Raw genomic sequence first — 25,935 nt, 5'->3', positions numbered from 1 at the left:
TATTAAGACCATAATAACGTTATAAATACAGGATGCGATGTAGATTACAAAAATGTCATTTTCAAGTCACATAGATGTCCGGTTCCAACCTATAAGTTAGTTATATAAAATTTATTTTTGGAGCAATCAATGAAAACTCTATTCCGTCGTGGCTTAACTGCTTTTATGTGTGTTGGGACTTTAATTGCTGGAAGCCAATCTTGGGCTGCTGATGCTCAACAGAAAAATACTTTAAGTACAGAAGTTAAAGTAAATTCAAAAGCGCAAGAGAAATGCAAAAAACCTTGTGATATGAAAGAAGATAAGGAAAATCAACAGAATCATAGTCAGCATGATCACAGCCAAATGTCTGATATGTCCCAAATGGACCATTCTAAGATGATGAATATGGACCATTCTAAGATGATGAATATGGATCATTCTAAAATGGGTGAGATGGACCATTCTCAAATGAATATGCCAAATAAATAATTAATACGCGAAATAAGATATTGAGGGAAAAGTATTTTATCCACCTGCTTAGCCCTCAATTAACTATAGATAGGTGAAAATAAATGTCTAGAAAATTAAGTCATGTCCTTTTAATAGGAGTCGGATTGTTTTCGTCGACTTGGGTTATGGCAGCGGTTAAAGAATATGATTTAACAATTGCTGAACAGACGGTGAATATTACAGGAAAGCCTCTAAAACGAATTACTGTAAATGGTAAGTTTGTTGCGCCTCTTCTTGAGTTTGAGGAAGGCGATGATGCCGTTATTCGTGTACACAACAAGTTGAAAAACCAAGATTCTTCAATTCATTGGCATGGTTTAATTTTACCTGGCATCATGGATGGAGTACCTGGGTTCAACCAGTTTGATGGTATTGCACCAAATAAAACCTATGAATATAAATTCAAGGTTCGTCAGAATGGAACCTATTGGTATCACTCGCATAGTAAAGGTCAAGAGCAAGATGGTCTGTATGGCCCTTTAGTCATTTATCCCAAAAATAAAGTACCTTTAACGGCCGGAGAAAAAGCTGATAGAGATTACGTAGTCTTACTCTCTGATTTTCACAACTCTACTAGTGGTCAGATTATGAGTAATCTCAAGAAAGAAGCTGATTACTACCAGAATCGAAGAGAAACAGTTTTTGATGTTTTTAGGCAGATTAAAAGAGACGGTTTAAAGGCAACATGGAAAGATCGTTCCATGTGGAATCAGATGCGAATGCTTAAGACAGATATGTCTGATGTAACAAACTATACGTTTTTAATGAATGGTAAGACTCCAGAACAAAATTGGACTGGAAATTTTAAAGCTGGAGAAAAAGTACGTCTTCGGTTTATTAATGCCTCGGCAATGTCTTTGTTCGATGTAAGAATTCCTAATCTGAAAATGACAGTAGTCAGCGCAGATGGACAACCAGTAAAACCCGTGCCAGTGGATGAATTCCGGATAGGAACAGCTGAGACTTATGATGTTATTGTAGAACCGAAACAAGCAAATTATCAGATTGAAGCTGAATCTATTGATCGAAGTGGTTTTTCTATTGGTACATTACATGATGAAAATACTTCACTTGTAAAAAGTACTACGATGCCGACACCTCGTCCCCGTGCTTTACTGACGATGGAAGATATGGGAATGGACCATGATATGTCTTCAATGAAAGGTATGGATCATGATATGTCTTCAATGAAAGGAATGGATCATGATATGTCTTCAATGAAAGGAATGGATCATGATATGTCTTCAATGAAAGGTATGGATCATGATATGTCTTCAATGAAAGGAATGGATCATGATATGTCTTCAATGAAAGGTATGGATCATGATATGTCTTCAATGAAAGGTATGGATCATGATATGTCTTCAATGAAAGGAATGGACCATGATATGTCTTCAATGAAAGGTATGGATCATGATATGTCTTCAATGAAAGGTATGGATCATGATATGTCTTCAATGAAAGGTATGGATCATGATATGTCTTCAATGAAAGGTATGGATCATGATATGCCTTCAAAAACAGTAAGCTCTTCTGGATCTGATCAAGTGGTTTACGGATGGGCGAATGCATCAACACCAGCTGGTCTAAAAGCACTTCAATATAGTGATTTACAATCTTTAACCCCCCAAAAAGATACCCGTGCTCCAGAACGTGAAATTGAAATCCGCTTAGGTGGAAATATGGAGCGCTATATTTGGACAATTAATGGTAAGAAGTTTAATGAAACTGAACCATTTAAAGTGAAATATGGTGAGCGTATACGCTTGAAATTTGTTAACGATAGTATGATGGCTCATCCAATGCATTTACATGGCATGTTTATGCAACTGGAAAATGGCCAAGATCCTAGCAATATGCCGAATAAACATACAGTAATTGTTCCACCAGGTAAAACAGTTACAACTTTATTAACGGCTGATGAGTTAGGTGAATGGGCTATCCATTGCCATTTGCTCTATCACATGTCTGCTGGAATGATGAATAAACTTATTGTGGCAAATGTCGATAGTAATAGTACTGATTCGAAAGATGTTGTTGCTCAACCTAATACTAATGATAAGGGGGTAAATCAACATGCGCACCACTAAAAAAATATATTCTAAGACATTTTTATCTATAGCTTTAATTGGATTATCAGGTGTAGCTTTTGCAAATGATACTGCTGTTCAAAGCATGGATAGTAGTACTAAATCCTCTCAGTCCGAGAGTATGAAAATGCTGTTAAAAGAGCCTGGTGGATTAGGTTATGTTGATCGTAATACTTACCAAAATTCAACTTCTGGTAATGATGGAGATAATGGTATAGGCCTGGAAGCCGAAACTTCTAATAACCGAAATCATGATAAACATCTGAAAGAACATGGTGGACAAGTTTTCCAAATGACTAAGTTTGAGAATGAGTGGACTGTGGATGAAGATGGCAAAGGTGCTTTAGGATCGAAAATTGAAACATTGATAGGTACAGATGAAAATCGCCTATTTATTGAAGCAAATTTGGATAAAGCAGAAAGTCATGATCCAAAATATGATGTATCTGCGCTTTATAGCCGTAATGTAGCACCCTTTTGGGATGTACAGGCTGGGGTGAGATACAGTGAAGATAAAAATAACAGCAACAGCGATCGGGTTGATGGTGTTGTTGGCGTGTTGGGATTAGCTCCATATTTCTTTGAAACCCAAGCTTATTTGTACGGTGGTGAGAATAATTTTTGGGGGGCAAGCTTAGAAGTCGAGCGTGATTTCCTGTTAACCCAGAAATTGATCACACAACCTTATCTTGAAGTAGATGCTGTATTTAGCGATGATTCTAACTATGCTGCAAAATCAGGTTTGTCTGAACTAAAAACCGGTATTAAAACCCGATATGAAGTCACTAAAAGAGTCAGACCTTTTGTGGATGTTGCTTACCAATATGAAAAAGGACAAAAAGCAACTAACGTGCAAGAAGCAACTGAGTCCGAAAAAGGATGGAAATATGGTGCAGGCATCGAATTGGTATTTTAAAATACTATAACTTGAAATCATGAATAGTAGTTTCGGCTACTATTCATGAAATTGTTGCTATTACGATTCAATTCTGTAAAACTAAAAAAGCTTAAAATTTGGTCTATGTCTATGCAGTGGTTAAAAACATGCCTATCGCTGTTTTTATCGTTTGCTATCCTGTTAGTAGGATCGGCTGCTGTTGCCTCGTCTGTACATAAACGATGTTTAATGCCATCTGAACAGATGCAATCCATGCAAATGGAAGAGTCGAAAAATCAGAATATGATGCATACTGATTGTATGAAAGGAGAAGCAAAGTCCAAAAAAACTCTGCATGATCCATCCTGTCTGTCTGAACAAGATTGCATTATGTCTTTTACCAAGCTTGTATATGCTAATGACGTTCAGGGTATTTTGCACTCAATGGTTTCCTTTCCTATAGAGCGCTCAGCTTTTTACTCTTTAGATCAAAATCTTCCTTCTCCATACCCTTCGGGTTTATGGAAGCCTCCACGCTCTAACTAATTTGATAGTCCTCTATCATTCATAGAATTTTCTATGAATGTTCTGCGCGTGCGCGTAAACATTTTAGAGCAAAAAATATGAATATTTATAAAGAAAAGCAATCTCATCGTAAGAGATGGCCAATAGCTACTATCTGTTTCTGTCTGGTCTATGGTCAGGCTTATGCTGAGCCATTAACTTTGAATACAGCTATGAAGCTTGCTGAGCAATATGCACCTACCCTAAGAGCAAATAGTGCAAGGATTGAAGGGGCTGAAAATATGGTTTCAGCTTCAGGTATTTTACCCAACCCTAAATTATTTGTAGGTTTAGATAATTACCCTGTATCCGGCGATGCCGCATGGTCAGTCACACGCGAAGGTATGACTATGCAAAAAATTGGCGTGATGCAAGATTTTCCAAATCGTGCCAAAAGACAAGCTGAGGTCGATTTAGCAAAAGCTGAACTAGGTTCGGCCAATGCTCAAACTGAGATTCTGCGTATTGAGGTACGTCAGAAAGTCGCATCTGCTTGGCTTAAGCGCTTTTATCTTGAACGTAAATTAGCACTATATGATGAACTGTTTTCAGAGAATCGATTACTTTCTCAAATTACTCAAACACAGGTCATCTCTGGTCGTACAATCATTGCCGATGCACTTGATCCAAGACAAGAAGCCACGGTATTGCTTGACCAGAAGGATGATTTACTTCGTGATTTAAATAAAGCCAAGTTAGAGTTGCATCGGTTAGTCAGTGCAGAACCTACTGAAAATCTCTCTCAAATTGAAACCTTACCTGACCAAGCACCATCTATCTACCTTGATACATCAAAGCTATATCATCATTTGCATCAACATCCTGAATTAAAAGCATTTCAGGCAGAAAAGCAAACTGCTGAAGCAAAACTGAAGCAAGCTCAGGCTTTACAGAAACCAGATTGGGGTATTGAACTTGCTTATCAGCATCGAGCACCCGAATTTGGCGATATGATCGGGGTGCAACTAACAACAGAGCTTCCTGTCTTTTCAAAAAGACGTAGTAGTCCACTCATTCAGGCAGCTTTAGCCGAACAAAACAGGATTACCGCCGATCAAGAAGTCCAATACCGTGACCATCTCACTATGCTAGATGATGGGTTATCCGATCTTGATGCACTTGATCAGCAAATTAGACGTGCGATGCAAACAAGTATTCCACTCGCTAAACAAAAAGTGGGTTTACAGTTGGCAAGCTATCAAGCAGGTAAAAGTAATTTGTCTAATGTTATTGCTGCTCGACAAGCTCTTTTAGAACAGCGTTTGCGTCTCATTGATCTCCAACAGCAACAGGCTGTGACTAAAGCCCAACTTTATTATGCCTTTGAAGAACCGACCTTAAACCATGTTGAGGGGCAGCCATAATGTTAAGAAATAAATTAGCAGTTACTGTCATGGGCGTTGCGGTAATTAGTCTGGCTGCGGGTGGTGGTGCTGGATACTGGATTGCACATCAGAAATACAATCCTCAATCAGGTCCGCAACAGGCTGCCAAAGTGTTGTATTGGTACGACCCAATGAAGCCTGAACAGCATTTTGATAAACCGGGGAAATCGCCATTTATGGACATGCAACTGGTTCCTAAATATGCAGATGAAAATACTACGATGACTGAAGACAGTTATCCTGCGGTTAAGATTGATCCATCCCTCCAACAAAATTTAGCAATTCGTTATGCTTCAGTCGAACAAGCTGTGATGGGAAATACTTTGTTAACCAATGGTATATTGCAGACCAATGAACGACAGGTAGCTATTTTACAAACAAGAGCAAGTGGTTTCGTCCAACGAGTGTACGGACATGCTGTTGGGGATATGGTGACGCAAGGCAGTCCCATAGCTGATATTTCAATACCTGAATGGACAGGAGAACAAACTGAATTTCTAGCTGTACTCCGAACAAGAGATCGTTCTCTTATTCAGGCAAGCCGACAACGTTTACAGCTTTTAGGAATCCCACAAAATGTGATTAATCAAGTCGAGCGGACACATCGAGTGCAATCCAATATGACTTTAAGTGCACCTGTAAGTGGATTTATTGATTCGTTAGAAGTCCGCAATGGAATGGCTTTAGCTATGGGGCAAACGCTTGTCACCATCAAGGGGATAAGCCCAATCTGGTTAGAAGCATCTGTTCCAGAAGCACAAATTGCCGGGATAAAACGGGGAATGAAAGTTGAAGCTACTTTTGTTGCATATTCTCAAATAGTGTCCGGTAAAGTCATTGATATTTTACCAACTTTGGATAGCACGAGTAGAACCATAAAAGTTCGTATTGAGTTGCCCAATAGAGAGGGATTGCTCAAGCCGGGAATGTTTGCTTCCGTTAAATTCTCCAACAACCCACAAAGCAATTTAGTTATACCAGAGCAAGCTGTTATACGTACAGGTACTCGGAACGTTGTCATTGTGGGACATGAGCAAGGGCGTTTTGAACCTGTTGTAGTACAGTTAGGTCAAAGTGATGGCAATAAAATTGCAATTCTAAAAGGGTTGAAAGCTGGTCAGAAGGTGGTAATTTCAGGGCAATTCCTGATTGATTCTGAAGCAAATTTACAAGGTGTATTGGATAAGCTGAACACTGGACAATCGAAGACTTCATCTCAAGTGGTTAAGACATCAATATATCAAGGCATTGGTAAAGTTGAAAAAGTCACAGCTCAAGACATTACCATTTCACATCAGGCGATTCCTGAGTTGGGTTGGGGGGCTATGACTATGAGCTTTAAACAACCAGTGCAACCATTTACCCAAATTCAGCAAGGCGATCAGGTCCGTTTTAGTTTTACACATGCTAGAGATACTTACGTTATTTCTGACATTTCCAAGATGTCTATGACATCTATGAAGAACTAAACGGGAGGACGATTATGATTGCCCGTATTATTCGTTTTTCAATTGCAAATCGTGTATTTGTCCTGTTGGCCGCTTTAATTCTGGCTGCTTGGGGAACTTGGGCCGTAAAGAATACTCCGGTCGATGCATTACCAGATTTGTCTGATGTACAAGTAATTATTCGAACTAATTTTTCTGGTCAGGCACCACAAATTGTTGAAAATCAGGTGACCTACCCTTTAACAACAACCATGTTATCGGTGCCCGGTGTTAAAACTGTTCGCGGTTATTCTTTTTTTGGTGACTCATTTGTTTATGTCATCTTTGATGAACATACTGACCTTTACTGGGCCCGTTCTCGTGTATTGGAGTATCTAAATCAAATTCAAGGGAAAATGCCTGCAAATGCGAAATCTTCATTGGGACCAGATGCCACTGGCGTTGGTTGGGTTTATGAATATGCATTAGTAGACCCAACAGGACAGCATGATCTTTCGGAGCTGAGAAGCATACAAGACTGGTTTTTAAAGTATGAACTGAAGACATTACCTAACGTGGCTGAAGTTGCCACAATTGGGGGAATGGTTAAGCAATATCAGGTTGTCTTAGACCCAAGCAAGATGGCTACTTTAGGTGTCACACAAAACAATGTCATTGAGGCGATTCAAAAAGCTAATCAGGAAACTGGTGGTTCAGTTCTGGAAATGGCTGAAACGGAATATATGGTGCGGGCTTCTGGTTATTTAAAAACTTTAGATGATTTTCGCCAAATTCCTTTACGAACAAATAGTTTCGGTGTTCCTGTTTCTTTAGGTGATGTTGCAACTATTCAACTTGGTCCAGAAATGCGTCGTGGCATCAGTGAATTGAATGGGCAAGGTGAAACGGTTGGGGGTGTCGTGATTTTACGAGCAGGTAAAAATGCACGTGAAACGATTACTGCTGTGAAAGCGAAGCTAGCTGAATTACAACAAAGTCTACCGAAAGGTGTACAAGTTGTTCCTGTATATGATCGCAGTCAATTGATTGATAGAGCAGTAGAAAATCTCAGCCATAAATTAATTGAAGAGTTTATTGTGGTGGCTTTAGTCTGTGGACTATTCCTCTGGCATTTACGTTCAGCAATGGTGGCTATTGTTTCTTTGCCGCTTGGGATTTTATCTGCTTTCTTGGTGATGCATTATCAAGGGCTAAATGCCAATATCATGTCGTTGGGTGGTATTGCTATCGCGATTGGCGCTATGGTCGATGCCGCAATTGTAATGGTTGAAAATGCACATAAGCATATCGAAACTTGGCAACACGAACATCCTGAGCAAGTCTTGGAAGCACAAGTCCGTTGGAACATCATTACACGTTCTGCCAGTGAGGTCGGGCCAACTTTATTTTTCTGTCTACTCATCATTACCTTATCCTTCATTCCTATTTTTACTTTACAGGCACAAGAAGGTCGCTTGTTCTCACCACTGGCATTTACTAAAACCTATGCAATGGCAGCAGCAGCAGGTTTATCCATTACCTTGATTCCCGTTTTAATGGGTTATTGGATTCGAGGGAAATTACCTTCTGAACAGCGTAATCCACTGAACCGTTTTCTGATCAAAATATACAGCCCTATGTTGGATAAGGTTTTAGCTCATCCAAAGACAATTTTACTTGGTGCATTGCTAATTTTCCTTATTAGTCTTTTCCCTTTAACACGGTTAGGTGGGGAGTTTCTACCCAATATGGATGAAGGTGATTTACTGTATATGCCTTCAGCTTTACCGGGATTGTCCGCAGCAAAAGCTTCTGAGCTACTCCAACAGACTGATCGAATGATTAAAACCGTTCCTGAAGTTGCAACAGTATTCGGTAAAGCTGGTCGCGCAGAGTCAGCCACAGATTCTGCACCATTAGAAATGTTTGAAACCACGATTCAGTTCAAACCACGGTCTGAATGGCGTTCAGGTATGACACCTGACAAATTGATAAAAGAACTAGATAAGGCAGTCCAAGTACCGGGTTTAACAAACATTTGGGTGCCACCTATCCGTAACCGGATTGATATGTTGGCAACTGGGGTGAAAAGTCCAATCGGGATTAAGGTTTCAGCAAATGATCTGCAAGATATTGATCGGGTAGCACAGCAAATTGAACAAGTGGCTAAACAGGTGCCCGGTGTTAGTTCAGCTTTAGCTGAACGGCTCACAGGTGGTCGATATGTTGATGTTGATATTAACCGTATGCAGGCTGCGCGATATGGTCTCAATATTAAAGATGTACAGCAAATCGTCTCATCAGCGATTGGCGGGGAAAATATTGGTGAAACTGTTGAAGGCTTGGCACGGTATCCCATTAATGTACGTTACCCACGAGAGATTCGAGATTCACTGGAAGCCTTAAGAAATTTACCGATTCTAACTGAATCTGGTCAACAAATAGTCTTGAGTAGTGTTGCTAATATTCAAATTACAGATGGGCCGCCAATGCTTAAAAGTGAGAATGCCCGTCCAAGTGGTTGGATCTATGTCGATGTACAAGGACGTGACTTAGCTTCGGTTGTACAAGATTTGAAGCAGGCCATAGACCAAAAAGTAAAACGTTCTTCTGCCATGAGCATTAGCTATTCAGGACAGTTTGAGTTCATGGAGCGTGCGAATGCTCGCTTAAAAGTTGTTATTCCAATTACTTTGATGATCATTTTTCTATTGCTCTATTTGATTTTTAGGCAAGTACAAGATGCTGTTCTGATTATGGCAACACTACCTTTTGCCTTGATTGGTGGTATTTGGGCTATGTACTTGAGTGATTATCACTTTTCGGTTGCGATTGCTGTTGGTTTTATTGCACTTGCTGGTGTTGCCGCAGAGTTTGGTGTAGTCATGTTGTTCTATTTAAAGCAAGCAATTGAGCATGCACAGCAAAGCCTATCTTCTTCAACGGCATCCTTAACAGAGCAACAACTCAATAAGGCAATTCATACAGGAGCCGTGCTACGTGTTCGCCCTAAAGCAATGACAGTCGCTGTCATTTTGGCGGGGTTAATCCCTATTCTGTTGGGGACTGGAACAGGTTCTGAATTAATGAGTCGTATTGCTTTACCTATGGTTGGGGGGATGATTTCAGCCCCTCTCTTATCTATGTTTGTTATCCCTGCGGCATATCAGCTTTTAATCAAAAGAAAACTATCAAAGAATTGATAGTTTTATTATTTCGTCAAAAGAGGTTTTATTATGTTGAAATTTATGAAAATTGTGGCTCTTGTTGCAACTGTTGCTGCGTTAAGTGCATGTAGCAAAAATGAGGCATCAGAGCAAAAGAAAGCGGAAGCACCGATGGAGCAGATGAGTAAAGAGTCATCTACAGTTGCAACAGCTCAAGCTGTTGGTGTGATTACTGCTATTGATACGAAAGAAAATATTCTAACACTCGACCATGAAGCAATTCCTGCAATTAAATGGCCTGCAATGACCATGGGCTTTAAAGTTGCAGATCCAGCATTATTGAATGGTTTAACTGTAGGGGAAAAGGTTGACTTCGAATTAAAAATAGAGGGTGAGAGTCAGATTATTGTTGCTGTGAAAAAAAGCTCATAATCAGTTTGATACTTAAAAGAAAAATGGATGCGAAGGCATCCATTTTTCTTTATGAAATATTCTTATTTTGATTAAAGTCTACTAATAAGCTGATATGTAATGAAGGCAAAGAAATACGCAAGCCCAAATAAGTAAGTCGCCATAATAACAGGCTGTTTCCAGCTACCAGTTTCACGACGAATGGTCGCTAATGTTGCAAGACAATGTGGTGCGAAAATGTACCAAACTAATAATGACATCCCTGTAGCTAGCCCCCAACCATCAGGACCAGAGATTTGACTCAACAATGTTTGAGTTACAGTATCTTCATCTCCAGACATAGCATAAATTACACCTAAAGCAGCAATGACAACTTCCCTTGCAGCCATAGCAGGAATTAATGCGATACAGATTTCCCAAGTAAAGCCAATAGGTGCAAATATAGGCTGAATAATGTGTCCAAGTTGTCCAGCTAAACTATAGTTGATAGCAGGCATCGTGGCATGCTCAGGTGGTTGAGGGAACGTAACCAACACCCAAAGCAATATAGATAATGCTACGATAATACCACCAACTCTTTTTAGAAAGATCGTAGCTCGATCATAAAGTCCTAATGCAACGTTTCGAATATCTGGCAATCGATAAGTAGGCAACTCAAAGATAAAAATACTTTCTGTTTTATCTTTTCTAACTAGTTTCAAAAATAAAGAAACACATAATGCTGAAACAATTCCAGCCATATATAGTCCAAAAAGAACTAAACCTTGTAGGCTCAACCAACCATAAACTAATTTGTTTGGAATGAATGCCGCAATTAGCAAAGCATAAACAGGTAATCTTGCAGAACAAGTCATTAATGGCGCAATCATAATGGTTGCTAGACGATCTCTTTCCGAACTAATGCTTCGTGTTGCCATGACACCAGGAATAGCACAGGCAAAACTAGACAATAGTGGAATAAAGGAACGTCCACTTAAACCAGCTTTGGACATTAATTTATCCAAAAGGAATGCTGCTCGTGGCAAATAACCTGATTCTTCTAAAATTAAAATAAAGAAGAATAAGATAAGGATCTGCGGCATATAAGCCAAAACACTACCCGATCCAGCGATTACCCCATCAACAATAAGACTTCTAAGTAATGGATGAGTAATAAGCGGGCCAATTGTATTACCTAACCAAGCAATTGCATTTTCAATTAATGAGATAAAAGGTTGTGCCCAGATAAAAACGGCTTGGAACATGACAAACATGGTAAGCGTTAGGATGACTAAACCAAGTACAGGATGTAAGAAAATTTTATCCAAGAAAGCTGTTCTTGCATCACCGTTATCATTTTTTAAAATTACCTGTTTAGTAATATTTTTAATCTGATCAAAATGATTCAGATCAGAATGATAAGGAGTGACAAATAGATTTTTTTGATCTAATTGATTTAGTAGTTCTTGCACGCCTTTAGTTTTAACGGCAACAGCCTCAATAACAGGGATACCCAACAATTCTGATAGCTTATTAATATCTATCGAAATACCACGCTTTTTGACCTCATCCATCATATTTAAAACAAGAAGCATTGGTCGATTCAATGCCCTTATTTCAAGCACAAGACTTAAATGTAAATGTAAATTAGTGGCATCAACCACACATACATATATATCAGGTAGAACCTCACCCTCAAGCTCACCTAAGCATACAGCCCTTGTTACCTCTTCATCTAGACTCGTAGGCTTTAAGCTGTATGTGCCGGGCAAATCTAAAACTCGAACTGATTCACCAGAAGGTAGTTTAAAAAAACCTTCTTTCCGCTCAACAGTAACACCAGCATAATTAGCTACTTTTTGACGAGTACCTGTTAAAGTATTAAAGAGAGATGTTTTCCCACAATTTGGGTTACCAATAAGTGCAATATTTTTACTGTTCATTTGAAACAATCTCTACAAAAATTCGTTCAGCTTCATTCTTTCTTAACGCAAATCGAGAAGTTTCAATTTGAACCAATACTGGATCACCACCGAAAAGTCCCTTAGCTAGAACTTGTAAAGTTTCACCAATTCTGAAACCTAACAATTCAAGTCGTTCGAGAACTGGATCATTTTTATCTAAATATTGGTTACCTTTTTTTAGGTCAACAATTTTGACAAATTCGTTTGGTTTAACTTGGAATAAATTCATTTTTAATACTCTTATTTCAATGCCAAAATTTTTCGAGCACCGTTAAGTACGAAAAGTGAAACAATTATTCCTATAACAAGATCTGGATATGCGGAACCTGTCAAAGCAACTAGTATCCCTGCACAAATCACACCAAAATTGACTATGATATCATTGGATAAAAAGACCCAACTAGCCTTCATGTGTGCACCATCATTTTTTTGATGAGACATTAGGTATATACAATAAAAATTGGCAATTAGCGCTAAAGCAGCAATTCCAATCATCAAGAAAGACTCTGGCTCACTACCATAAATGAACCGACGCACAACATCTACAATTACAGAAGTAGCGAGAATTAACTGTAACCAGCCTGAAAGATGCGCTGCTTTTAATTGTTTTTTTACACTTTTACCAACAACAAACAGTGCTATACCAAACACTGTGGCATCAGCAAGCATATCCAATGAGTCAGCAATCAAGCCTGTAGAGGCAGCTACCAAACCACTGATAAACTCTATAAAGAATAATAGGAGATTAATCGCTAAAAGAATTTTTAAAACTTTTGCTTGTTCAGACGTATCTGCTTTTTCAGGCATTTCACCCACAGAGGCAGCGGTACTTTCAAGTTTGGCTCCAAAACCAAGTGCTTCAAGTTTGCTAGTAATTTCATTAAGACCATCATTATGAAAAACTTTTAATTTCCGATTAGGTAAATCAAATATTAGTCCTTTGACCTCACTCACTGGAGACAATGCCATACGAACCATTTGCTCCTCAGCAGAGCAATCCATTTTCGGAATCAGAAACGTACTGATTTCTTTTGCATGCTCTTTATTTACATAGGCTTCAGTTTTATTTAATTTAGCGCCAAACCCAAGAGCTTCAAGTTTTGCAGTGATTTCATTACTTTCACCATTATGCATAACTTTTAGGTTTCGATTCGGCAAATCAAAAACTAGCCTCTTAACATTTACCAAAGAAGATAAAGTCATCCGAACCATTTGTTCCTCTGCGGAACAATCCATTTTAGGGATTTTATAGTCACTGATGAAAGTCGCTACACCCTCATTATCACTGATTATCTCAGGTGAACTTATTGAATCTGGGGTGCAACATGAGTTTGACTGCGTAGAACATGGCTGAGTACTAGCACAAGAATCTTTTTCATCTGGCTTAGATTGTTGTGGTACTTCATTACCACAACAAGAGCTTTTACTTTCTTCAGCAGTTAAATCTTTACTGTTACCAGAATTTGTTTCTGATTCATTTTGATTTTGCTTAGTGTCTTCACAAGAACTTTCTTTATTACAACCGCAACCACTCATTGATGTGCCCATAGTCATATCTTTACTTATTGCATATTAAAATCTCTATAGCTACTATAGAGTCAAGTTGGATTTTGAGTATTTCTAATGTTTATGAAGATAGGAGAGCTCTCTGAGAAAACGTCGTGCTCAGTACTGACAATACGGTTTTATGAAAAAGAAGGTTTAATCCCGCAACCTGATCGAACTCAAGGTAACTATAGACTATATACTGAAGATTACATTGATCGGTTGAAATTCATTGTGAATTGTCGTTCTTTGAATATGAACTTAATTGAAATCAAAAAATTACTAAATTATAAGGATCTGCCTAATCTAAATTGTTCTGATGTGAATGAGCTTATCGATTCACATATTAACGATGTAGAGGAAAATATTCGGAATCAGCAGAAACTCATACAGCAGCTATTAGAAATAAGAAAGACTTGTGATGGGTTATGTACAGTGGACAAATGTGGTGTACTGAAGAAGTTAGCCTGAATAAAAAGTTAGTGATCACATTTGTTTCTCAAACTTACTGATACGTATATTGGCTTATTTAATATTATTGCTAAATTCTTAATCTAAAATGAATTGTTTACAGCAGTTTTTCAAATTTAACTAGCTTATTTAATGGATTGTATTTTGCAGACCATCATATATGAAGTTGCATATATATGCTAATTCATATATAAAGATATTAATATATTAGAGGTCCCAGTTTCATGACAACTTCATTAGATGTAAAGATTTATCACAATCCTGCTTGTGGCACCTCTCGGAATACTTTGGCTTTGATTCGCAATACAGGAATTGAACCAACCGTTATTGAATATCTCATTACACCACCTAGTCATGACGAATTAGTTAAATTGATTCAGGATGCAAACTTAACAGTAAGAGAGGCTATTCGTCAGAATGTAGATCCTTATCGGGATTTACAGCTTGATCGTAGTGATTTGAGTGATGAACAACTACTCAGTTTTATGCTTGAACATCCTATTTTGATTAATCGACCATTTGTTGTTACTGAATTAGGTACTCGCTTAAGTCGTCCTTCAGAAGTTGTCTTGGATATTCTGCCATTACCACAAAAAGGTGCTTTCACTAAAGAAGATGGTGAACAAGTGATCGACGAAAATGGTCAGAGAGTAAATTAAAAAATTTAGTTCTTGTATGTGATTATCTGCATATCCAAATTTATAGGTAGCAAAGATGGATCAAGTTAATTTTTTTAAATGCTTATCAGATGAAACCCGTCTCAATATTGTCACTTTAATTGCTGAGAATAAAGAACTCTGTGTTTGTGATCTGACAGAAAAGCTACAACTGAGTCAACCAAAGATTTCTAGGCATTTAGCTTTATTACGCTCTTCTGGTCTCTTACAAGACAGACGACAAAGCCAATGGGTGTACTACAGCATTAATCAACAACTTCCAGCATGGTGTTTTGAAATTCTAGATACTTTAAAAAAAACATCATCTAGTCAAGTTGTAAGCAATACCAACACGCTTTCTATAAATAGTTATTGTGAGTAATAGATTATGAAATTCCTTTTTTTGTGTACTGGAAATAGTTGTCGTAGCATTTTGTCTGAAGTGCTTTTTAACAGTCGTGCTCCTCATGACTGGAAAGCATACAGTGCAGGTAGTAAGCCATCAGGACAGGTGCATCCATTGACTATTGAAACTTTGGAAAACCTTGGTCTTTCAACAGAAGGTTTATGGAGTAAAACCATTGATGACTGTGAGCAATATAAACCTGATGTAGTGATTACTGTGTGTGATTCAGCAGCTCAAGAAGCTTGTCCTCTTTATTTGGGGGGAGCGATCAAGGCACATTGGGGCTTGGCTGATCCATCACATTTAGACTTGCCTAAAGAGGAAAAATTAAAAGCTTTCCAAGTGACAGTAGACCATATCAACCGTCGTTTAGATGCTTTATTTGCACTTGATACAGCAAATATGTCTCGTCCTGAATTAATTGCTGCAATCAATCACATATCAGATATTGAATGAGAAAATCATGGCTCAACAAAGACTGTCATTTTTAGATCGTAACCTGACGCTATGGATTTTCATTGCGATGGGGTTGGGGATTGCGATAGGTGTCTTCTTACCTCAAGCTTCCGTTACTTTAGACAAAATGAGTGTGGATTCTGTCAATATTCCAATTGCGATTGGTTTGATTCTGATGATGTATCCACCGTTAGCCAAAGTGGACTATGCAGCTCTACCACAAGTATTTAAAGACAAAAGAACATTAACTTTGTCTTTAGTACAGAACTGGATTATTGCTCCTGTATTAATGTTTGCATTAGCAATTATTTTTTTGCATAGCTATCCAGAGTATATGACTGGACTAATCCTGATCGGATTAGCTCGTTGTATTGCAATGGTTTTAGTTTGGAATGGTTTAGCCTGCGGCGATAACCAATATGTAGCAGCATTGGTTGCATTCAATAGTATCTTTCAGATTTTGTTCTTTAGTACTTATGCTTGGTTATTTCTTACCTTCTTACCACCTTATTTTGGTATTGCTGGGCAAGTAATCAATGTGGATTTTTGGACGATTACCCACGCGGTATTAATTTACTTGGGTATTCCTTTTTTTCTTGGTTTCTTGACCCGTTTGATCTTAGTCAACGCCAAAGGCTTAGAGTGGTACCAAAATGTCTTTTTACCGAAGATCAGTCCATTAAGTCTATTGGCATTACTGTTTACTATTGTTGCTATGTTTAGTCTCAAAGGTGGAGATGTAGTGAGTCTGCCTTTGGATGTAATTCGAATTGCGATTCCATTAACAATTTACTTTATCGTAATGTTCTTCATTAGTTTCTTTATGAGTAAGTGGATGGGTAATGACTACCCAAAAACTACAGCAATTTCATTTACTGCTGCGGGTAATAATTTTGAGTTAGCACTGGCTGTAGCCATTGCAACCTTTGGTTTAGCATCGCCTGTGGCATTTACTACAGTCATTGGGCCATTAGTTGAAGTACCAGTTTTGATTGCTTTGGTCAGTGTCTCTTTATGGCTAAGAAAAAAGTATTTTGAATCGGTGTAAATCTATGAATCTCCCAAATGTTGATATGAATCTTCTTGATCGACCTACTTTAGAGAAAGTTCAAGCTAAAGCACTGGATCATGCACCACGCATCTTATTGTTATATGGCTCGAATCGTGAACGTTCTTATAGTCGTTTAGCGGTGATGGAAGCAGGACGAATCTTGGAGGAGTTTGGTGCTGAGGTGAAAATCTTTCATCCGAAAGGATTGCCTTTGCCAGAAGATGCCGATACTGAACATCCAAAAGTAAAAGAATTGCATGAACTTTTGGCTTGGTCAGAGGGTATGGTTTGGTGTTCACCTGAGCGTCATGGTTCTATGAGTTCTATTTTTAAATCCCAAATCGACTGGATTCCTTTGGCTGGTGGTGCAATACGTGCGACGCAAGGTAAAACTTTAGCACTTATGCAAGTTAGTGGTGGTTCACAATCTTTTAATAGCGTTAACCAGATGCGTATTTTGGGGCGCTGGATGCGGATGATTACAATCCCGAATCAATCTTCAATTCCTAAAGCCTTTTTAGAGTTTGAAGAAGATGGACGTATGAAAGCATCTTCTTATTACGATCGTATAGTAGATGTGATGGAAGAACTCTATAAGTTTACATTACTTACGCGTGGACAAAGCCTGTATCTAACTGATCGATATTCTGAGCGTAAAGAATCTGCTGAAGAATTATCTAAACGTGTTAACCAGCGTAGTCTGTAACACATTGGAGAGAACTAAATGCAAAGTAGACATTCACGTCTGATAATTCTCGGTTCTGGCCCTGCGGGCTATAGTGCAGCTGTCTATGCAGCGCGTGCAAACCTTAAACCTACTTTAATTGCGGGTTTACAACTAGGTGGGCAACTTACAACAACAACCGAAGTTGACAACTGGCCGGGCGATCCTGAAGGTTTAACTGGTCCTGCATTAATGGATCGTATGCAAGCACATGCTGAACGCTTTGGTACAGAACTCGTCTATGACCATATTAACGAAGTGGACTTAAATGTACGTCCTTTTGTTTTAAAAGGTGACATGGAAGAGTACACATGTGACGCTTTGATTATTGCAACTGGTGCTACAGCTCAATATCTTGGCCTAGAGTCTGAACAAAACTTTATGGGACAAGGCGTAAGCGCATGTGCAACATGTGATGGTTTCTTCTACAAAAACCAAAAAGTAATGGTTGTAGGTGGTGGTAACACTGCTGTTGAAGAAGCGCTTTATTTATCAAATATTGCTTCACATGTAACGCTAGTACACCGCCGTGATAGCTTACGTTCTGAAAAGATTTTGCAAGATCATTTATTTGCTAAAGAAAAAGAAGGCAAAATCAGCATTATCTGGAATCACGAAGTTGAAGAAGTATTGGGTGACAATACTGGTGTAACAAGTGTTCGCCTTAAATCAACTCAAGATGAGTCTAAGCAAGACGTAGAGGTTCATGGTCTATTCGTTGCAATTGGCCACAAACCAAATACTGGAATGTTTGATGGTCAATTAAACTTACGTGATGGCTATATCCAAGTACAAAGCGGTACTTCTGGTAATGCAACAGCAACTTCTGTAGCTGGTGTTTTTGCTGCTGGTGACGTCGCTGACAGCATTTATCGTCAAGCGATTACTTCAGCTGGGTCAGGCTGTATGGCTGCTCTAGATGCTGAAAAATATCTAGATCAATTGAACGATTGAAAAGCTAATTCAATCACTTGAAAGTTTTAAGAAATAAGCCCAGTCTGTTAAACAGGCTGGGCTTTTGATTTTGTTTATGACAATAAAGAAGAGGGAGAGATAATTTGTCTCAATTACAAGCTGAAGTAGATGTAGTCATTATTGGTGGTGGACAAGCAGCTCTTGCTACAGCCTATTTTTTAAAACGTAAGAAAATTCCATTTGTGATTTTAGATGACCAAAATCAGGCAGGTGGTGCATGGTTACATGCTTGGGAGTCTTTACGTCTTTTTTCTCCAAATACTTGGAGTTCGTTGTCGGGCTGGATGATGCCAAAAACTGAACAAACTTATCCAACGCGGAATGAGGTGATTCAATACTTATCTGCATACGAACAACGCTATCAATTTCCTGTCATTCGACCTATACATGTTGATCATATTGAGAAAAAAAATGACTGCTTAGATGTATATGCGGGTGATAAATATTGGCGAGCAAAGGCCGTTGTCAGTGCTACAGGTACATGGAGTCAGCCTTATATTCCACATTACGAAGGATTAGAAAGATTTAAAGGAATACAAACCCATTCAGCACATTATGTTAATCCAGAACCTTTTATTAATAAAAAGGTTCTAGTGATAGGAGGAGGTAACTCTGGTGCTCAAATTCTTGCTGAAGTTTCAGAAGTTGCAGACACTATTTGGATCACAGTAAATCCTCCTCAATTTTTATCGGATGATGTTGATGGGCGTGTTTTATTCCTTCGAGCAACAGAACGTTTGAAGGCACAACAGGAGGGACGAATAGTTGATCAACCCATTGGTGGTCTAGGGGATATTGTCATGATTGATAGTGTCAAAGATGCACGTGAACGTGGGGTATTACATAGCAGAGAACCCTTTAAAGCATTTAAAGAATATTCGGTTGTTTGGGAGGATGGTTCAACACAATTGGTTGATGCTGTGATTTGGTGTACAGGCTTCAAAGCATCCCTAAATCACTTAAGGAGTCTAGGAGTGATAGAACCTAATCAGACTGTTGCTGTCAATGATGGGCGTTCAATAAAAATAAACAACCTTTGGCTAGTTGGTTATGGTGAATGGACAGGCATGGCATCGGCAACATTAATTGGGGTTTCTAGAACAGCCAAAGCAGTAGTCGATGAAATAGCTGTTTACTTAGCTATAGATTAAAAATTCTTAAATAAAGGATGGCTAAAGATATAGAAGGTTTATATATTTTTTATATCAAACACTTATATTTTTTTTTGGTGGTATTGGTTCTAATTTAGTTAGTGATCAATAACTGGAAAATTTTAACTAGACTCTAGTTGCTTAATATAATTCCCAATAAAACTAGTCTACTGTTTATATACTCTTTCATGAGTAAGGAGGTATCTGAGTACTACAAAAGTTGTTATTACTCAGATACCGACAGATTTAATTGAGCTAATTACACTGTAAGCAGAACCAATTACAGAGATGAAATCATGAAGTCTATAGATGAAATAAAAGCTCAAGAGGTATGTGTAGCTATTCTATTAGATAAAAAAGCTACTAATACGCAAGCCAAGATACTTCCTAGTGAAAATATAATCATTGATAGGTTACTTGAGCGTAAAGTTGAGTTACAACATGCTTATAGTGAGTTGTATTCAAAACTAGGGAAATATCATCAAGCCCTCACAAATTTTTTAGATTTGTTAGTAGAAATTACTTCAATGCATAGTCCAGAGGAAGTAATAAAGTCTAGAGCTGCTCAGAAAAAATTGAATGAGATTAATCAGCAAATTTCTATTAAAGCTCATGAATTAGCAGCTCTCCTAGAAACTAGATCCGAGTTAATAAATACTTCTGGCTTTATGACAGATACCCATTATCACATTGGTAATGTAATTCGTGAAGCATCTCAGAATAATCCGTATTTTAGAACATCTTTGCTAGATAAATTAAAGCAACTCCAAGGTCGGTTTGATCTTAAATATTGGCCTCGGTTAGATGATGTAATGAAAGTTATCGCTGAAGATGCAAGAATGGCCGTACCTATTGCTATTGATTCTATTACTGAAGTGGCAACAAGAGGTGAGAGAGCTTCCTTAGTTGATTATTTTAGAGCTTTATTTGAAGCTATTGAATGTAATCGTCAGAAAGAATATGGTTTCTTACCTAATGACTTTAAGTTAACAGATAATACAATTGCTACTTTAGCTAATTGCGCCTTAGCTTTAGAGCCAAAAGAAATGATTGATGGCCTATATGTGAAAAATTTTAGAAGTCGTGAACGCAAACGCATAGGTAGTGACTCCTAATTTTAAATATGTGGACAAGTCTGGATTTGTCCACATACATAAAACAATCTATAGACTACCTATCCCTATAACAGAAAGTATTTTTACTGTTATTTATTATTTAAGATCATTAGAGGTTAGTCAGACTGTAATTCTGTTAGAAAGACCGTGACTAAATTAGGTTTTGAATGAAGGAATTATGGGCAGCTTATGTCAATTCAATATCTAACATATCAAACTTTAAATATTGATTTATTTAATTAAATTTATTCTTTTATTTCAAAAAAATCTAACAAAGACCATATCACTGATAAATATTTAAGCAATTAAAGTAGTTCTCAATAATTAGTTTATGATAATTACCAAAATGGGAATTGAGTTGTATTTTGAAATGGTGTAATTTATTCCCAAATTGGGAATATTTTTAAATGAAGCTTTTAGGTCTTGAAAAAATAACAGTGATTGAGTGTGAGTTTGCTAAAAAATGGCTCATAAGTTGGATCTCTGAAATACGTGATGCTCATTGGCGGGGCGCGGAAGATATTCTGAAACAATTTCCAAAAGTATCTATTTTGGAAAATCAATGTTTCGAATTTTCGATACATAACTCTAAATGGGTTATTTGTCTACAAATCGCGTTTTCTCAAAGAATAGCGATTATTAAAGCTGTAAACATTAAAGGTGCTAACAATGGAATTTAAAGTTATTCGTACAAGAGAGCAGTATCAAGCTTATCTTGACGAAGTGCATTCTTTAATTATGCTAAATCCGGCTATAGGAAGTCCTGAGAGTGATCGGTTGGAATTATTATCGGTTTTAATAGAAGATTATGAAAATAAACAATATCCGATAGAGGCGCCTGATCCTATTGATGCAATTCTATTTAGGATGCATGAGAAAGGGTTAAAACAAGCTGATTTGGCCCCATATTTTGGTACTACTAGTAGAGTTTCTGAAGTTCTTAATCGAAAAAGAGCTTTAACCGTAGATATGATCCGAGCATTATCTGTAGGGTTGGGACTGTCGGTAGAGACATTAATTGGTTTATCAAATTCAAAGAATACATTAGATAAAAATAATATTGATTGGTCTAAATTTCCTGTTAAAGAGATGAAAAATAGGGGGTGGTTAAAAACATTTCTTGCTGATACGGCAGCATCAACTGAGAGTATTATCCAAAAATATATTGCTCAATCAGGGTTACAAATCGGCTCAGCTTCTTTTAAACGAAAGTTGTCTGGTGATGCCCAAACACCTAATACGATGTATGCACTGTATGCGTGGCTAGCTAGAGTCATTCTCCAAGCTAGAGATAAGAAAGATAGTCTAGGAAAATATGACCCTAATTTAATAAATAGTAATTTTTTAAGAGAGTTAGCTCAATTAAGCTGGTTTGAGCATGGGCCAATATTAGCAATTGAATACTTAGAAAAGCATGGAATTGCTGTAGTCATTGAGCCTCATCTTAAGGGTACGCATCTTGATGGAGCGGCATTGAAGGACAGTGACGGCACTCCTATTATTGGGCTAAGTTTACGATATGACCGATTGGATAATTTTTGGTTTACGTTACTACATGAATGCGCACATATTTGGAAGCATGTTGATGAAACAGAAGCATTTCTCGATGATTTAGATTCATCAAGTATGGAGGATCGGAGGGAGGCTGAAGCAAATCGATTGGCAAGAGAGGCATTTATACCAAGAGGAGTTTTGAGACGTACAGAGGCATTTATCTCACCAAGTAAAGAATCTATTGAAAAGTTGGCTAAAGAGTTGAGAGTTCATCCAGCAATCATTGCAGGGCGTATTCGAAAAGAGTTGGGAAATTACACCTTATTTTCAGACTTGGTTGGTCAATATCAGGTCAAGGCATTATTAACCAATTCTCATTTATTAAGTGTTGAGGAGTAGAGATGATGAAAATTCCAGAATATGTCCCAATCATGAAAGCGAAGCAAGGTGAATTTGATGCGATAAAACCTATTAGGTCTGAGCAGTTAGAATATCAAATACAGCCAACTTTCCACCCTTTATTTGAAATGCCTAATATTTATAAAGAAGGGGTTTCAAGACTTGTTGATATTAATAGCCGTTGCGAGAAAATAGGGAAATTATGGAGTGGAAATATTGCTTTAGTGGATGGTTATTTTTGGAAACCATCTGAAGCTTTATTGGAGAATGGTGAGCATTTCCTAACCTATACGTATAACAAATTGTTTGCATTAGGAGTAAAGGTAGTTCCTGTAATTGGTTATGACCGTTGGTTTGATCAAATGAGCAGTCTTTATCATCAAACAATGAAAAATTTAAATTATCCAGAGGCTCCTTATTTTTGTATTAGATTAGATGGTGAGGCAATGTATGATATTGATGAACCTGATTTTTTCAAAGAACAACTAGAATCAATTATTTCTGATTTAAAATTAGCAGAAAATAATTGTTCTATATTATTAGATTTTGGGGATGTAAGTGTCAATCGTATAACAATTGAACAGATGCTAAGCAAGTCTAGAGACTTTTTAGAAGTATTAACTGAATATGATTTTAAATACATTTCTATCAGTGGAGCTTCATATCCTTCAAGCGTTGCAGAAGCCATTGAAGATCATGATACGGATGGTCCAGTACTTCGAAAAGAAATGGTTGTATGGCAGACTTTAAGAAACATGTTCCCTAATGTTAAATTGAAGTTTGCAGATCATGGAGCAAGACATCCAGCTCCAGAAAAGCAGATTATTAATCAACATACGAATGGAAAAATTATCTACACTATAGATAAAAATTACTATGTCGTAAGAGGCCATCCATTTTCTAGAGATGGTGGAAGTCATGGGCATAGAAAGCAGCTAGCAATGAGATTAATTAATTCTATCTATTATGAAGATGTAAGCTTTAGTTGGGGAGACAATAAAATCTTTGAATGTGCGCACGGTATTAATAATTTTATAGGAAATCCTACGCAATGGGTTGCAATTGATACGAGCCACCACATTCGGTATGTCTTAGAGGAAATAGGATCTTTTGAGCTAGCTTATCAAAAATAGATCAAATAAAAATCCAGCCATTCATAAATGGGCTGGATTTTTAAATTATTTTTCAGTAATTAAATTTTTACACTAAATTTACACCATGAATTTTATTTTTGTTTCTAAGTTTTTAATAATAAATGATATTTTATTTTAGTTGATCCTATCCATCATAGGTGCGACAGAAATACGAGGTTGTAACGATTGAAGTGATTGCATAGCCAATAGACCCAAAAGTCGCTAAATTAATGAAAGGGCAGCATTATACGGGGTTTAGCCTTGAATCGACAGTGGCATTTAACCGAGTAATTTATAACCACCCTTATGTTGAATATAGAAAGATGATTTATAACAATTTACTTTATGAGTGAGCGAGCTGCTTTTTTTGTAAGAAAGCATCAATGACACTAAATAAAATACAAAGCAGAACAAGAGCTACACCTGCAACACATGTCATAGTCCACCCGCCATGATTCCAAGCAAAAATCCCTAAGGCAGAGCCACCAGCTCCTCCAATAAAATAAGTTGTCATATAGATGGCATTAATACGAGATTTAGCATCTGGACGTAAACGGAAAATAATGCTCTGGTTGCTAGTATGAACGAGCGCGAGTGCTAATTGAATTAAAGCAAAGCCAATAACATAACTAGAAAGGAGGGTTTGTCCGAAATAGAAACAAAGCCAGCTCACCAAAAACAGTCCACAACCCATCCACGTAAGTAACCTTGTGTAGCCTTGGTCGGCATATTTACCAATATAGCGTGTTGATAATGCCCCAAAGATACCAACTAGTGGGACTAGTCCGATAAATAGATCGGGCAAATGGTGTGCCGAAGTTAAAAGTAAGGCGATGGTGGAATACAGAATACTTACTGCGGCAAAGGCGAAAGCACCTGTAAGCGCTCTTAATAATAGTCGCTTTTCCTCTTTTAAAAGTTGAGCCATGGAAACAAATATTTGTCCATAGTTCATTTTCATACGCAAGACATAAGGTAAGCGACTTTTTAAGGTAAATGCCAACAGAAGCATTAATATGCCGCTGACGACATACACTACTTTCCAGTGGAAAAGGTTGGAAAATAAGCCAGCTAAACTGGTAGAGAGTAAAATTCCGACCAATAAGCCACTCATTAAAAAACCAATGATCTCGCCAGTTTTCTCGGGTTTTACGGTCATTGTGGCAAGTGGGATGAGGACTTGGGCAGCAACAGAAAATAATCCCGCTAAAATTGTACCAATCCACAACATGGGTAAGTTCACAGCAAAAGCAGATGTAAATAGACCAACTGCGCAAAGCACCATCAAAAACGGAATAGCTTTGGCTTTATTAACAATATCACCCAATGGGACAATAAAGAGTAAACCGAGGGCATAAGACACCTGAGCAAATGTCACTGTTAAAGCGGCTTGTGCTTGAGTTACAGCAAACTCTTGCTGAATAGAGTGAATGAGAGGCTGACAATAATAATTCACACCTGCACATAAACCGCATGCTGCTGCCATCAACCAAAGCAAAGGTTTATTTTGACTGATATCTTCAGAGGTAGACATGACGTTCTCTCAGTTTATTGGGTGTATGCCGTTGCTTCAACTTCAATAAGCATGTGTTCTAGCGCAAGGCGCGGCACAGGAATAAGTGTACAGGCAGGAAAAGGATGATTTTTCCATAAATTTTGCATAATTTTAATCAAAATTTGATGTTTTTCGACCGAGTGGTCAACAACTAAAACTCTCAATACAGCAATATTGCTAAGCTCTGCATTGGCCGCTTTTAAAGCATGTTGAATATTATCAAAAACTTGGTTCGCTTGTTCTTCAAAACTTGGGCTTAATTCACCTTGGGAATTTTCGCCTCCTTGACCTGCCACATGAATAATATTCTTAAAGCTTTCCACTAAAGAAACATGACTATAAGCGTTTGGCGTTGGGTCATATAAAGTTGATGGATTTATGATTTTAAAAATTTCTGGACTCATGTTGGAACTCAACCATTTATTAAAATTTAGATGAGTATCCAACC

General features: G+C 37.7%; 25 protein-coding genes. 20 read left to right on the top strand and 5 right to left on the bottom strand.

All coding sequences use genetic code 11. The annotated features are described in order from the left end of the window. Positions 1 to 129 precede the first annotated feature (129 nt). The 8 genes from H7R46_RS15805 to H7R46_RS15770 all read left to right on the top strand — a co-directional run bounded on the left by H7R46_RS15805 (position 130) and on the right by H7R46_RS15770 (position 10,434). Entirely contained in the window at positions 130 to 471 is a 342-nt protein-coding gene (locus H7R46_RS15805; protein ID WP_000853608.1) for a hypothetical protein, read from the top strand. Positions 472 to 554: 83 nt separating this feature from the next. Then, positions 555 to 2,582, top strand: a complete 2,028-nt coding sequence (locus H7R46_RS15800; protein ID WP_087089936.1) for a multicopper oxidase domain-containing protein — start codon at positions 555 to 557, stop codon at positions 2,580 to 2,582. Beyond that, positions 2,569 to 3,498 (top strand): copper resistance protein B, encoded by a 930-nt coding sequence (locus H7R46_RS15795; RefSeq protein ID WP_001260874.1) that lies wholly within the window; start codon positions 2,569 to 2,571, stop codon positions 3,496 to 3,498. Before H7R46_RS15800 ends, H7R46_RS15795 begins: the two co-directional genes overlap by 14 nt. A gap of 45 nt (positions 3,499 to 3,543) precedes the next feature. Beyond that, positions 3,544 to 4,005 carry a hypothetical protein gene (locus H7R46_RS15790; RefSeq protein WP_000771473.1) on the top strand — a complete coding sequence of 154 codons (462 nt, stop codon included), beginning with the start codon at positions 3,544 to 3,546 and terminating at the stop codon, positions 4,003 to 4,005. Between the two features lie 77 nt (positions 4,006 to 4,082). After that, a complete protein-coding gene (locus H7R46_RS15785) occupies positions 4,083 to 5,387 on the top strand; it encodes a TolC family protein (RefSeq protein WP_001028920.1) in 1,305 nt (434 codons plus the stop codon). Then, entirely contained in the window at positions 5,387 to 6,877 is a 1,491-nt protein-coding gene (locus tag H7R46_RS15780) for an efflux RND transporter periplasmic adaptor subunit (protein ID WP_005066233.1), read from the top strand. Before H7R46_RS15785 ends, H7R46_RS15780 begins: the two co-directional genes overlap by 1 nt. A gap of 14 nt (positions 6,878 to 6,891) precedes the next feature. Continuing rightward, positions 6,892 to 10,038, top strand: a complete 3,147-nt coding sequence (locus tag H7R46_RS15775) for an efflux RND transporter permease subunit (protein WP_000561666.1) — start codon at positions 6,892 to 6,894, stop codon at positions 10,036 to 10,038. A 33-nt stretch (positions 10,039 to 10,071) separates the two neighbouring features. Next, positions 10,072 to 10,434: a copper-binding protein gene (locus tag H7R46_RS15770; RefSeq protein WP_000911302.1), complete on the top strand. Its 363-nt coding sequence runs from the start codon at positions 10,072 to 10,074 to the stop codon at positions 10,432 to 10,434. A gap of 71 nt (positions 10,435 to 10,505) precedes the next feature. Here the strand turns inward: H7R46_RS15770 and feoB are convergent, their stop codons facing one another. The 3 genes from feoB to H7R46_RS15755 are packed head-to-tail and all read right to left on the bottom strand — an operon-like array spanning position 10,506 to position 13,904. Next, positions 10,506 to 12,335, bottom strand: a complete 1,830-nt coding sequence (feoB, locus tag H7R46_RS15765) for a ferrous iron transporter B (protein WP_001086233.1) — start codon at positions 12,333 to 12,335, stop codon at positions 10,506 to 10,508. Continuing rightward, a complete protein-coding gene (locus tag H7R46_RS15760; RefSeq protein WP_001048218.1) occupies positions 12,325 to 12,585 on the bottom strand; it encodes a FeoA family protein in 261 nt (86 codons plus the stop codon). Before H7R46_RS15760 ends, feoB begins: the two co-directional genes overlap by 11 nt. Positions 12,586 to 12,596: 11 nt before the next feature. Beyond that, a complete protein-coding gene (locus tag H7R46_RS15755) occupies positions 12,597 to 13,904 on the bottom strand; it encodes a cation transporter (protein ID WP_000537300.1) in 1,308 nt (435 codons plus the stop codon). 75 nt (positions 13,905 to 13,979) lie between these two features. On the opposite strand from H7R46_RS15755, the gene cadR reads away from it, so the two are divergent. From cadR to H7R46_RS15695, 12 genes are all read left to right on the top strand, one after another. Further along, on the top strand, positions 13,980 to 14,372 hold the full coding sequence (cadR, locus tag H7R46_RS15750) for a Cd(II)/Pb(II)-responsive transcriptional regulator (protein WP_000480874.1): 393 nt from the start codon (positions 13,980 to 13,982) through the stop codon (positions 14,370 to 14,372). A 224-nt stretch (positions 14,373 to 14,596) separates the two neighbouring features. Beyond that, positions 14,597 to 15,031, top strand: a complete 435-nt coding sequence (gene arsC / locus H7R46_RS15745) for an arsenate reductase (glutaredoxin) (RefSeq protein WP_000213577.1) — start codon at positions 14,597 to 14,599, stop codon at positions 15,029 to 15,031. A gap of 55 nt (positions 15,032 to 15,086) precedes the next feature. Beyond that, entirely contained in the window at positions 15,087 to 15,410 is a 324-nt protein-coding gene (locus H7R46_RS15740; protein WP_000373080.1) for a metalloregulator ArsR/SmtB family transcription factor, read from the top strand. 6 nt (positions 15,411 to 15,416) lie between these two features. Then, positions 15,417 to 15,890 carry an arsenate reductase ArsC gene (locus H7R46_RS15735; RefSeq protein ID WP_000670223.1) on the top strand — a complete coding sequence of 158 codons (474 nt, stop codon included), beginning with the start codon at positions 15,417 to 15,419 and terminating at the stop codon, positions 15,888 to 15,890. A gap of 7 nt (positions 15,891 to 15,897) precedes the next feature. After that, a complete protein-coding gene (gene arsB, locus H7R46_RS15730; RefSeq protein ID WP_000068658.1) occupies positions 15,898 to 16,938 on the top strand; it encodes an ACR3 family arsenite efflux transporter in 1,041 nt (346 codons plus the stop codon). A gap of 4 nt (positions 16,939 to 16,942) precedes the next feature. Beyond that, entirely contained in the window at positions 16,943 to 17,647 is a 705-nt protein-coding gene (arsH, locus tag H7R46_RS15725) for an arsenical resistance protein ArsH (RefSeq protein ID WP_001052988.1), read from the top strand. 18 nt (positions 17,648 to 17,665) lie between these two features. After that, entirely contained in the window at positions 17,666 to 18,619 is a 954-nt protein-coding gene (trxB, locus tag H7R46_RS15720) for a thioredoxin-disulfide reductase (protein WP_001191832.1), read from the top strand. Positions 18,620 to 18,723: 104 nt separating this feature from the next. Continuing rightward, positions 18,724 to 19,791, top strand: coding sequence for an ArsO family NAD(P)H-dependent flavin-containing monooxygenase (locus tag H7R46_RS15715; RefSeq protein WP_000080827.1), 1,068 nt, complete (start codon positions 18,724 to 18,726; stop codon positions 19,789 to 19,791). Between the two features lie 296 nt (positions 19,792 to 20,087). After that, positions 20,088 to 20,906, top strand: a complete 819-nt coding sequence (locus tag H7R46_RS15710) for a hypothetical protein (RefSeq protein WP_000835370.1) — start codon at positions 20,088 to 20,090, stop codon at positions 20,904 to 20,906. Between the two features lie 407 nt (positions 20,907 to 21,313). Then, positions 21,314 to 21,586 carry a type II toxin-antitoxin system HigB family toxin gene (locus H7R46_RS15705; protein WP_000770669.1) on the top strand — a complete coding sequence of 91 codons (273 nt, stop codon included), beginning with the start codon at positions 21,314 to 21,316 and terminating at the stop codon, positions 21,584 to 21,586. Then, positions 21,576 to 22,799 carry an ImmA/IrrE family metallo-endopeptidase gene (locus H7R46_RS15700; RefSeq protein ID WP_000394712.1) on the top strand — a complete coding sequence of 408 codons (1,224 nt, stop codon included), beginning with the start codon at positions 21,576 to 21,578 and terminating at the stop codon, positions 22,797 to 22,799. The genes H7R46_RS15705 and H7R46_RS15700 overlap by 11 nt, the downstream gene beginning before the upstream one ends. Positions 22,800 to 22,801: 2 nt before the next feature. Further along, positions 22,802 to 23,932 carry a beta family protein gene (locus tag H7R46_RS15695; RefSeq protein WP_000975797.1) on the top strand — a complete coding sequence of 377 codons (1,131 nt, stop codon included), beginning with the start codon at positions 22,802 to 22,804 and terminating at the stop codon, positions 23,930 to 23,932. Positions 23,933 to 24,275: 343 nt separating this feature from the next. Here the strand turns inward: H7R46_RS15695 and H7R46_RS15690 are convergent, their stop codons facing one another. Beyond that, the gene (locus tag H7R46_RS15690; protein WP_005066234.1) at positions 24,276 to 25,466 is read right to left on the bottom strand and encodes an MFS transporter; all 1,191 of its coding nucleotides are present in this window, start codon (positions 25,464 to 25,466) and stop codon (positions 24,276 to 24,278) included. A 14-nt stretch (positions 25,467 to 25,480) separates the two neighbouring features. Then, a complete protein-coding gene (locus H7R46_RS15685) occupies positions 25,481 to 25,891 on the bottom strand; it encodes a RidA family protein (RefSeq protein WP_005066235.1) in 411 nt (136 codons plus the stop codon). Between the last annotated feature and the right edge of the window lie 44 nt (positions 25,892 to 25,935).

The organism is Acinetobacter sp. BEC1-S18-ESBL-01 (assembly GCF_014169935.1).
In the GTDB taxonomy this organism is placed as follows: domain Bacteria; phylum Pseudomonadota; class Gammaproteobacteria; order Pseudomonadales; family Moraxellaceae; genus Acinetobacter; species Acinetobacter pittii.
This window is presented reverse-complemented; position numbering and strand designations above follow the sequence as displayed.

Bases quoted from the DNA above. Each gene is read 5' to 3' on its own strand.
- H7R46_RS15805 (WP_000853608.1), top strand. From the start codon at position 130: ATGAAAACTCTATTCCGTCGTGGCTTAACTGCTTTTATGTGTGTTGGG.
- H7R46_RS15800 (WP_087089936.1), top strand. From the start codon at position 555: ATGTCTAGAAAATTAAGTCATGTCCTTTTAATAGGAGTCGGATTGTTT.
- H7R46_RS15795 (WP_001260874.1), top strand. From the start codon at position 2,569: ATGCGCACCACTAAAAAAATATATTCTAAGACATTTTTATCTATAGCT.
- H7R46_RS15790 (WP_000771473.1), top strand. From the start codon at position 3,544: ATGAAATTGTTGCTATTACGATTCAATTCTGTAAAACTAAAAAAGCTT.
- H7R46_RS15785 (WP_001028920.1), top strand. From the start codon at position 4,083: ATGAATATTTATAAAGAAAAGCAATCTCATCGTAAGAGATGGCCAATA.
- H7R46_RS15780 (WP_005066233.1), top strand. From the start codon at position 5,387: ATGTTAAGAAATAAATTAGCAGTTACTGTCATGGGCGTTGCGGTAATT.
- H7R46_RS15775 (WP_000561666.1), top strand. From the start codon at position 6,892: ATGATTGCCCGTATTATTCGTTTTTCAATTGCAAATCGTGTATTTGTC.
- H7R46_RS15770 (WP_000911302.1), top strand. From the start codon at position 10,072: ATGTTGAAATTTATGAAAATTGTGGCTCTTGTTGCAACTGTTGCTGCG.
- feoB (WP_001086233.1), bottom strand. From the start codon at position 12,335: ATGAACAGTAAAAATATTGCACTTATTGGTAACCCAAATTGTGGGAAA.
- H7R46_RS15760 (WP_001048218.1), bottom strand. From the start codon at position 12,585: ATGAATTTATTCCAAGTTAAACCAAACGAATTTGTCAAAATTGTTGAC.
- H7R46_RS15755 (WP_000537300.1), bottom strand. From the start codon at position 13,904: ATGGGCACATCAATGAGTGGTTGCGGTTGTAATAAAGAAAGTTCTTGT.
- cadR (WP_000480874.1), top strand. From the start codon at position 13,980: ATGTTTATGAAGATAGGAGAGCTCTCTGAGAAAACGTCGTGCTCAGTA.
- arsC (WP_000213577.1), top strand. From the start codon at position 14,597: ATGACAACTTCATTAGATGTAAAGATTTATCACAATCCTGCTTGTGGC.
- H7R46_RS15740 (WP_000373080.1), top strand. From the start codon at position 15,087: ATGGATCAAGTTAATTTTTTTAAATGCTTATCAGATGAAACCCGTCTC.
- H7R46_RS15735 (WP_000670223.1), top strand. From the start codon at position 15,417: ATGAAATTCCTTTTTTTGTGTACTGGAAATAGTTGTCGTAGCATTTTG.
- arsB (WP_000068658.1), top strand. From the start codon at position 15,898: ATGGCTCAACAAAGACTGTCATTTTTAGATCGTAACCTGACGCTATGG.
- arsH (WP_001052988.1), top strand. From the start codon at position 16,943: ATGAATCTCCCAAATGTTGATATGAATCTTCTTGATCGACCTACTTTA.
- trxB (WP_001191832.1), top strand. From the start codon at position 17,666: ATGCAAAGTAGACATTCACGTCTGATAATTCTCGGTTCTGGCCCTGCG.
- H7R46_RS15710 (WP_000835370.1), top strand. From the start codon at position 20,088: ATGAAGTCTATAGATGAAATAAAAGCTCAAGAGGTATGTGTAGCTATT.
- H7R46_RS15705 (WP_000770669.1), top strand. From the start codon at position 21,314: ATGAAGCTTTTAGGTCTTGAAAAAATAACAGTGATTGAGTGTGAGTTT.
- H7R46_RS15700 (WP_000394712.1), top strand. From the start codon at position 21,576: ATGGAATTTAAAGTTATTCGTACAAGAGAGCAGTATCAAGCTTATCTT.
- H7R46_RS15695 (WP_000975797.1), top strand. From the start codon at position 22,802: ATGATGAAAATTCCAGAATATGTCCCAATCATGAAAGCGAAGCAAGGT.
- H7R46_RS15690 (WP_005066234.1), bottom strand. From the start codon at position 25,466: ATGTCTACCTCTGAAGATATCAGTCAAAATAAACCTTTGCTTTGGTTG.
- H7R46_RS15685 (WP_005066235.1), bottom strand. From the start codon at position 25,891: ATGAGTCCAGAAATTTTTAAAATCATAAATCCATCAACTTTATATGAC.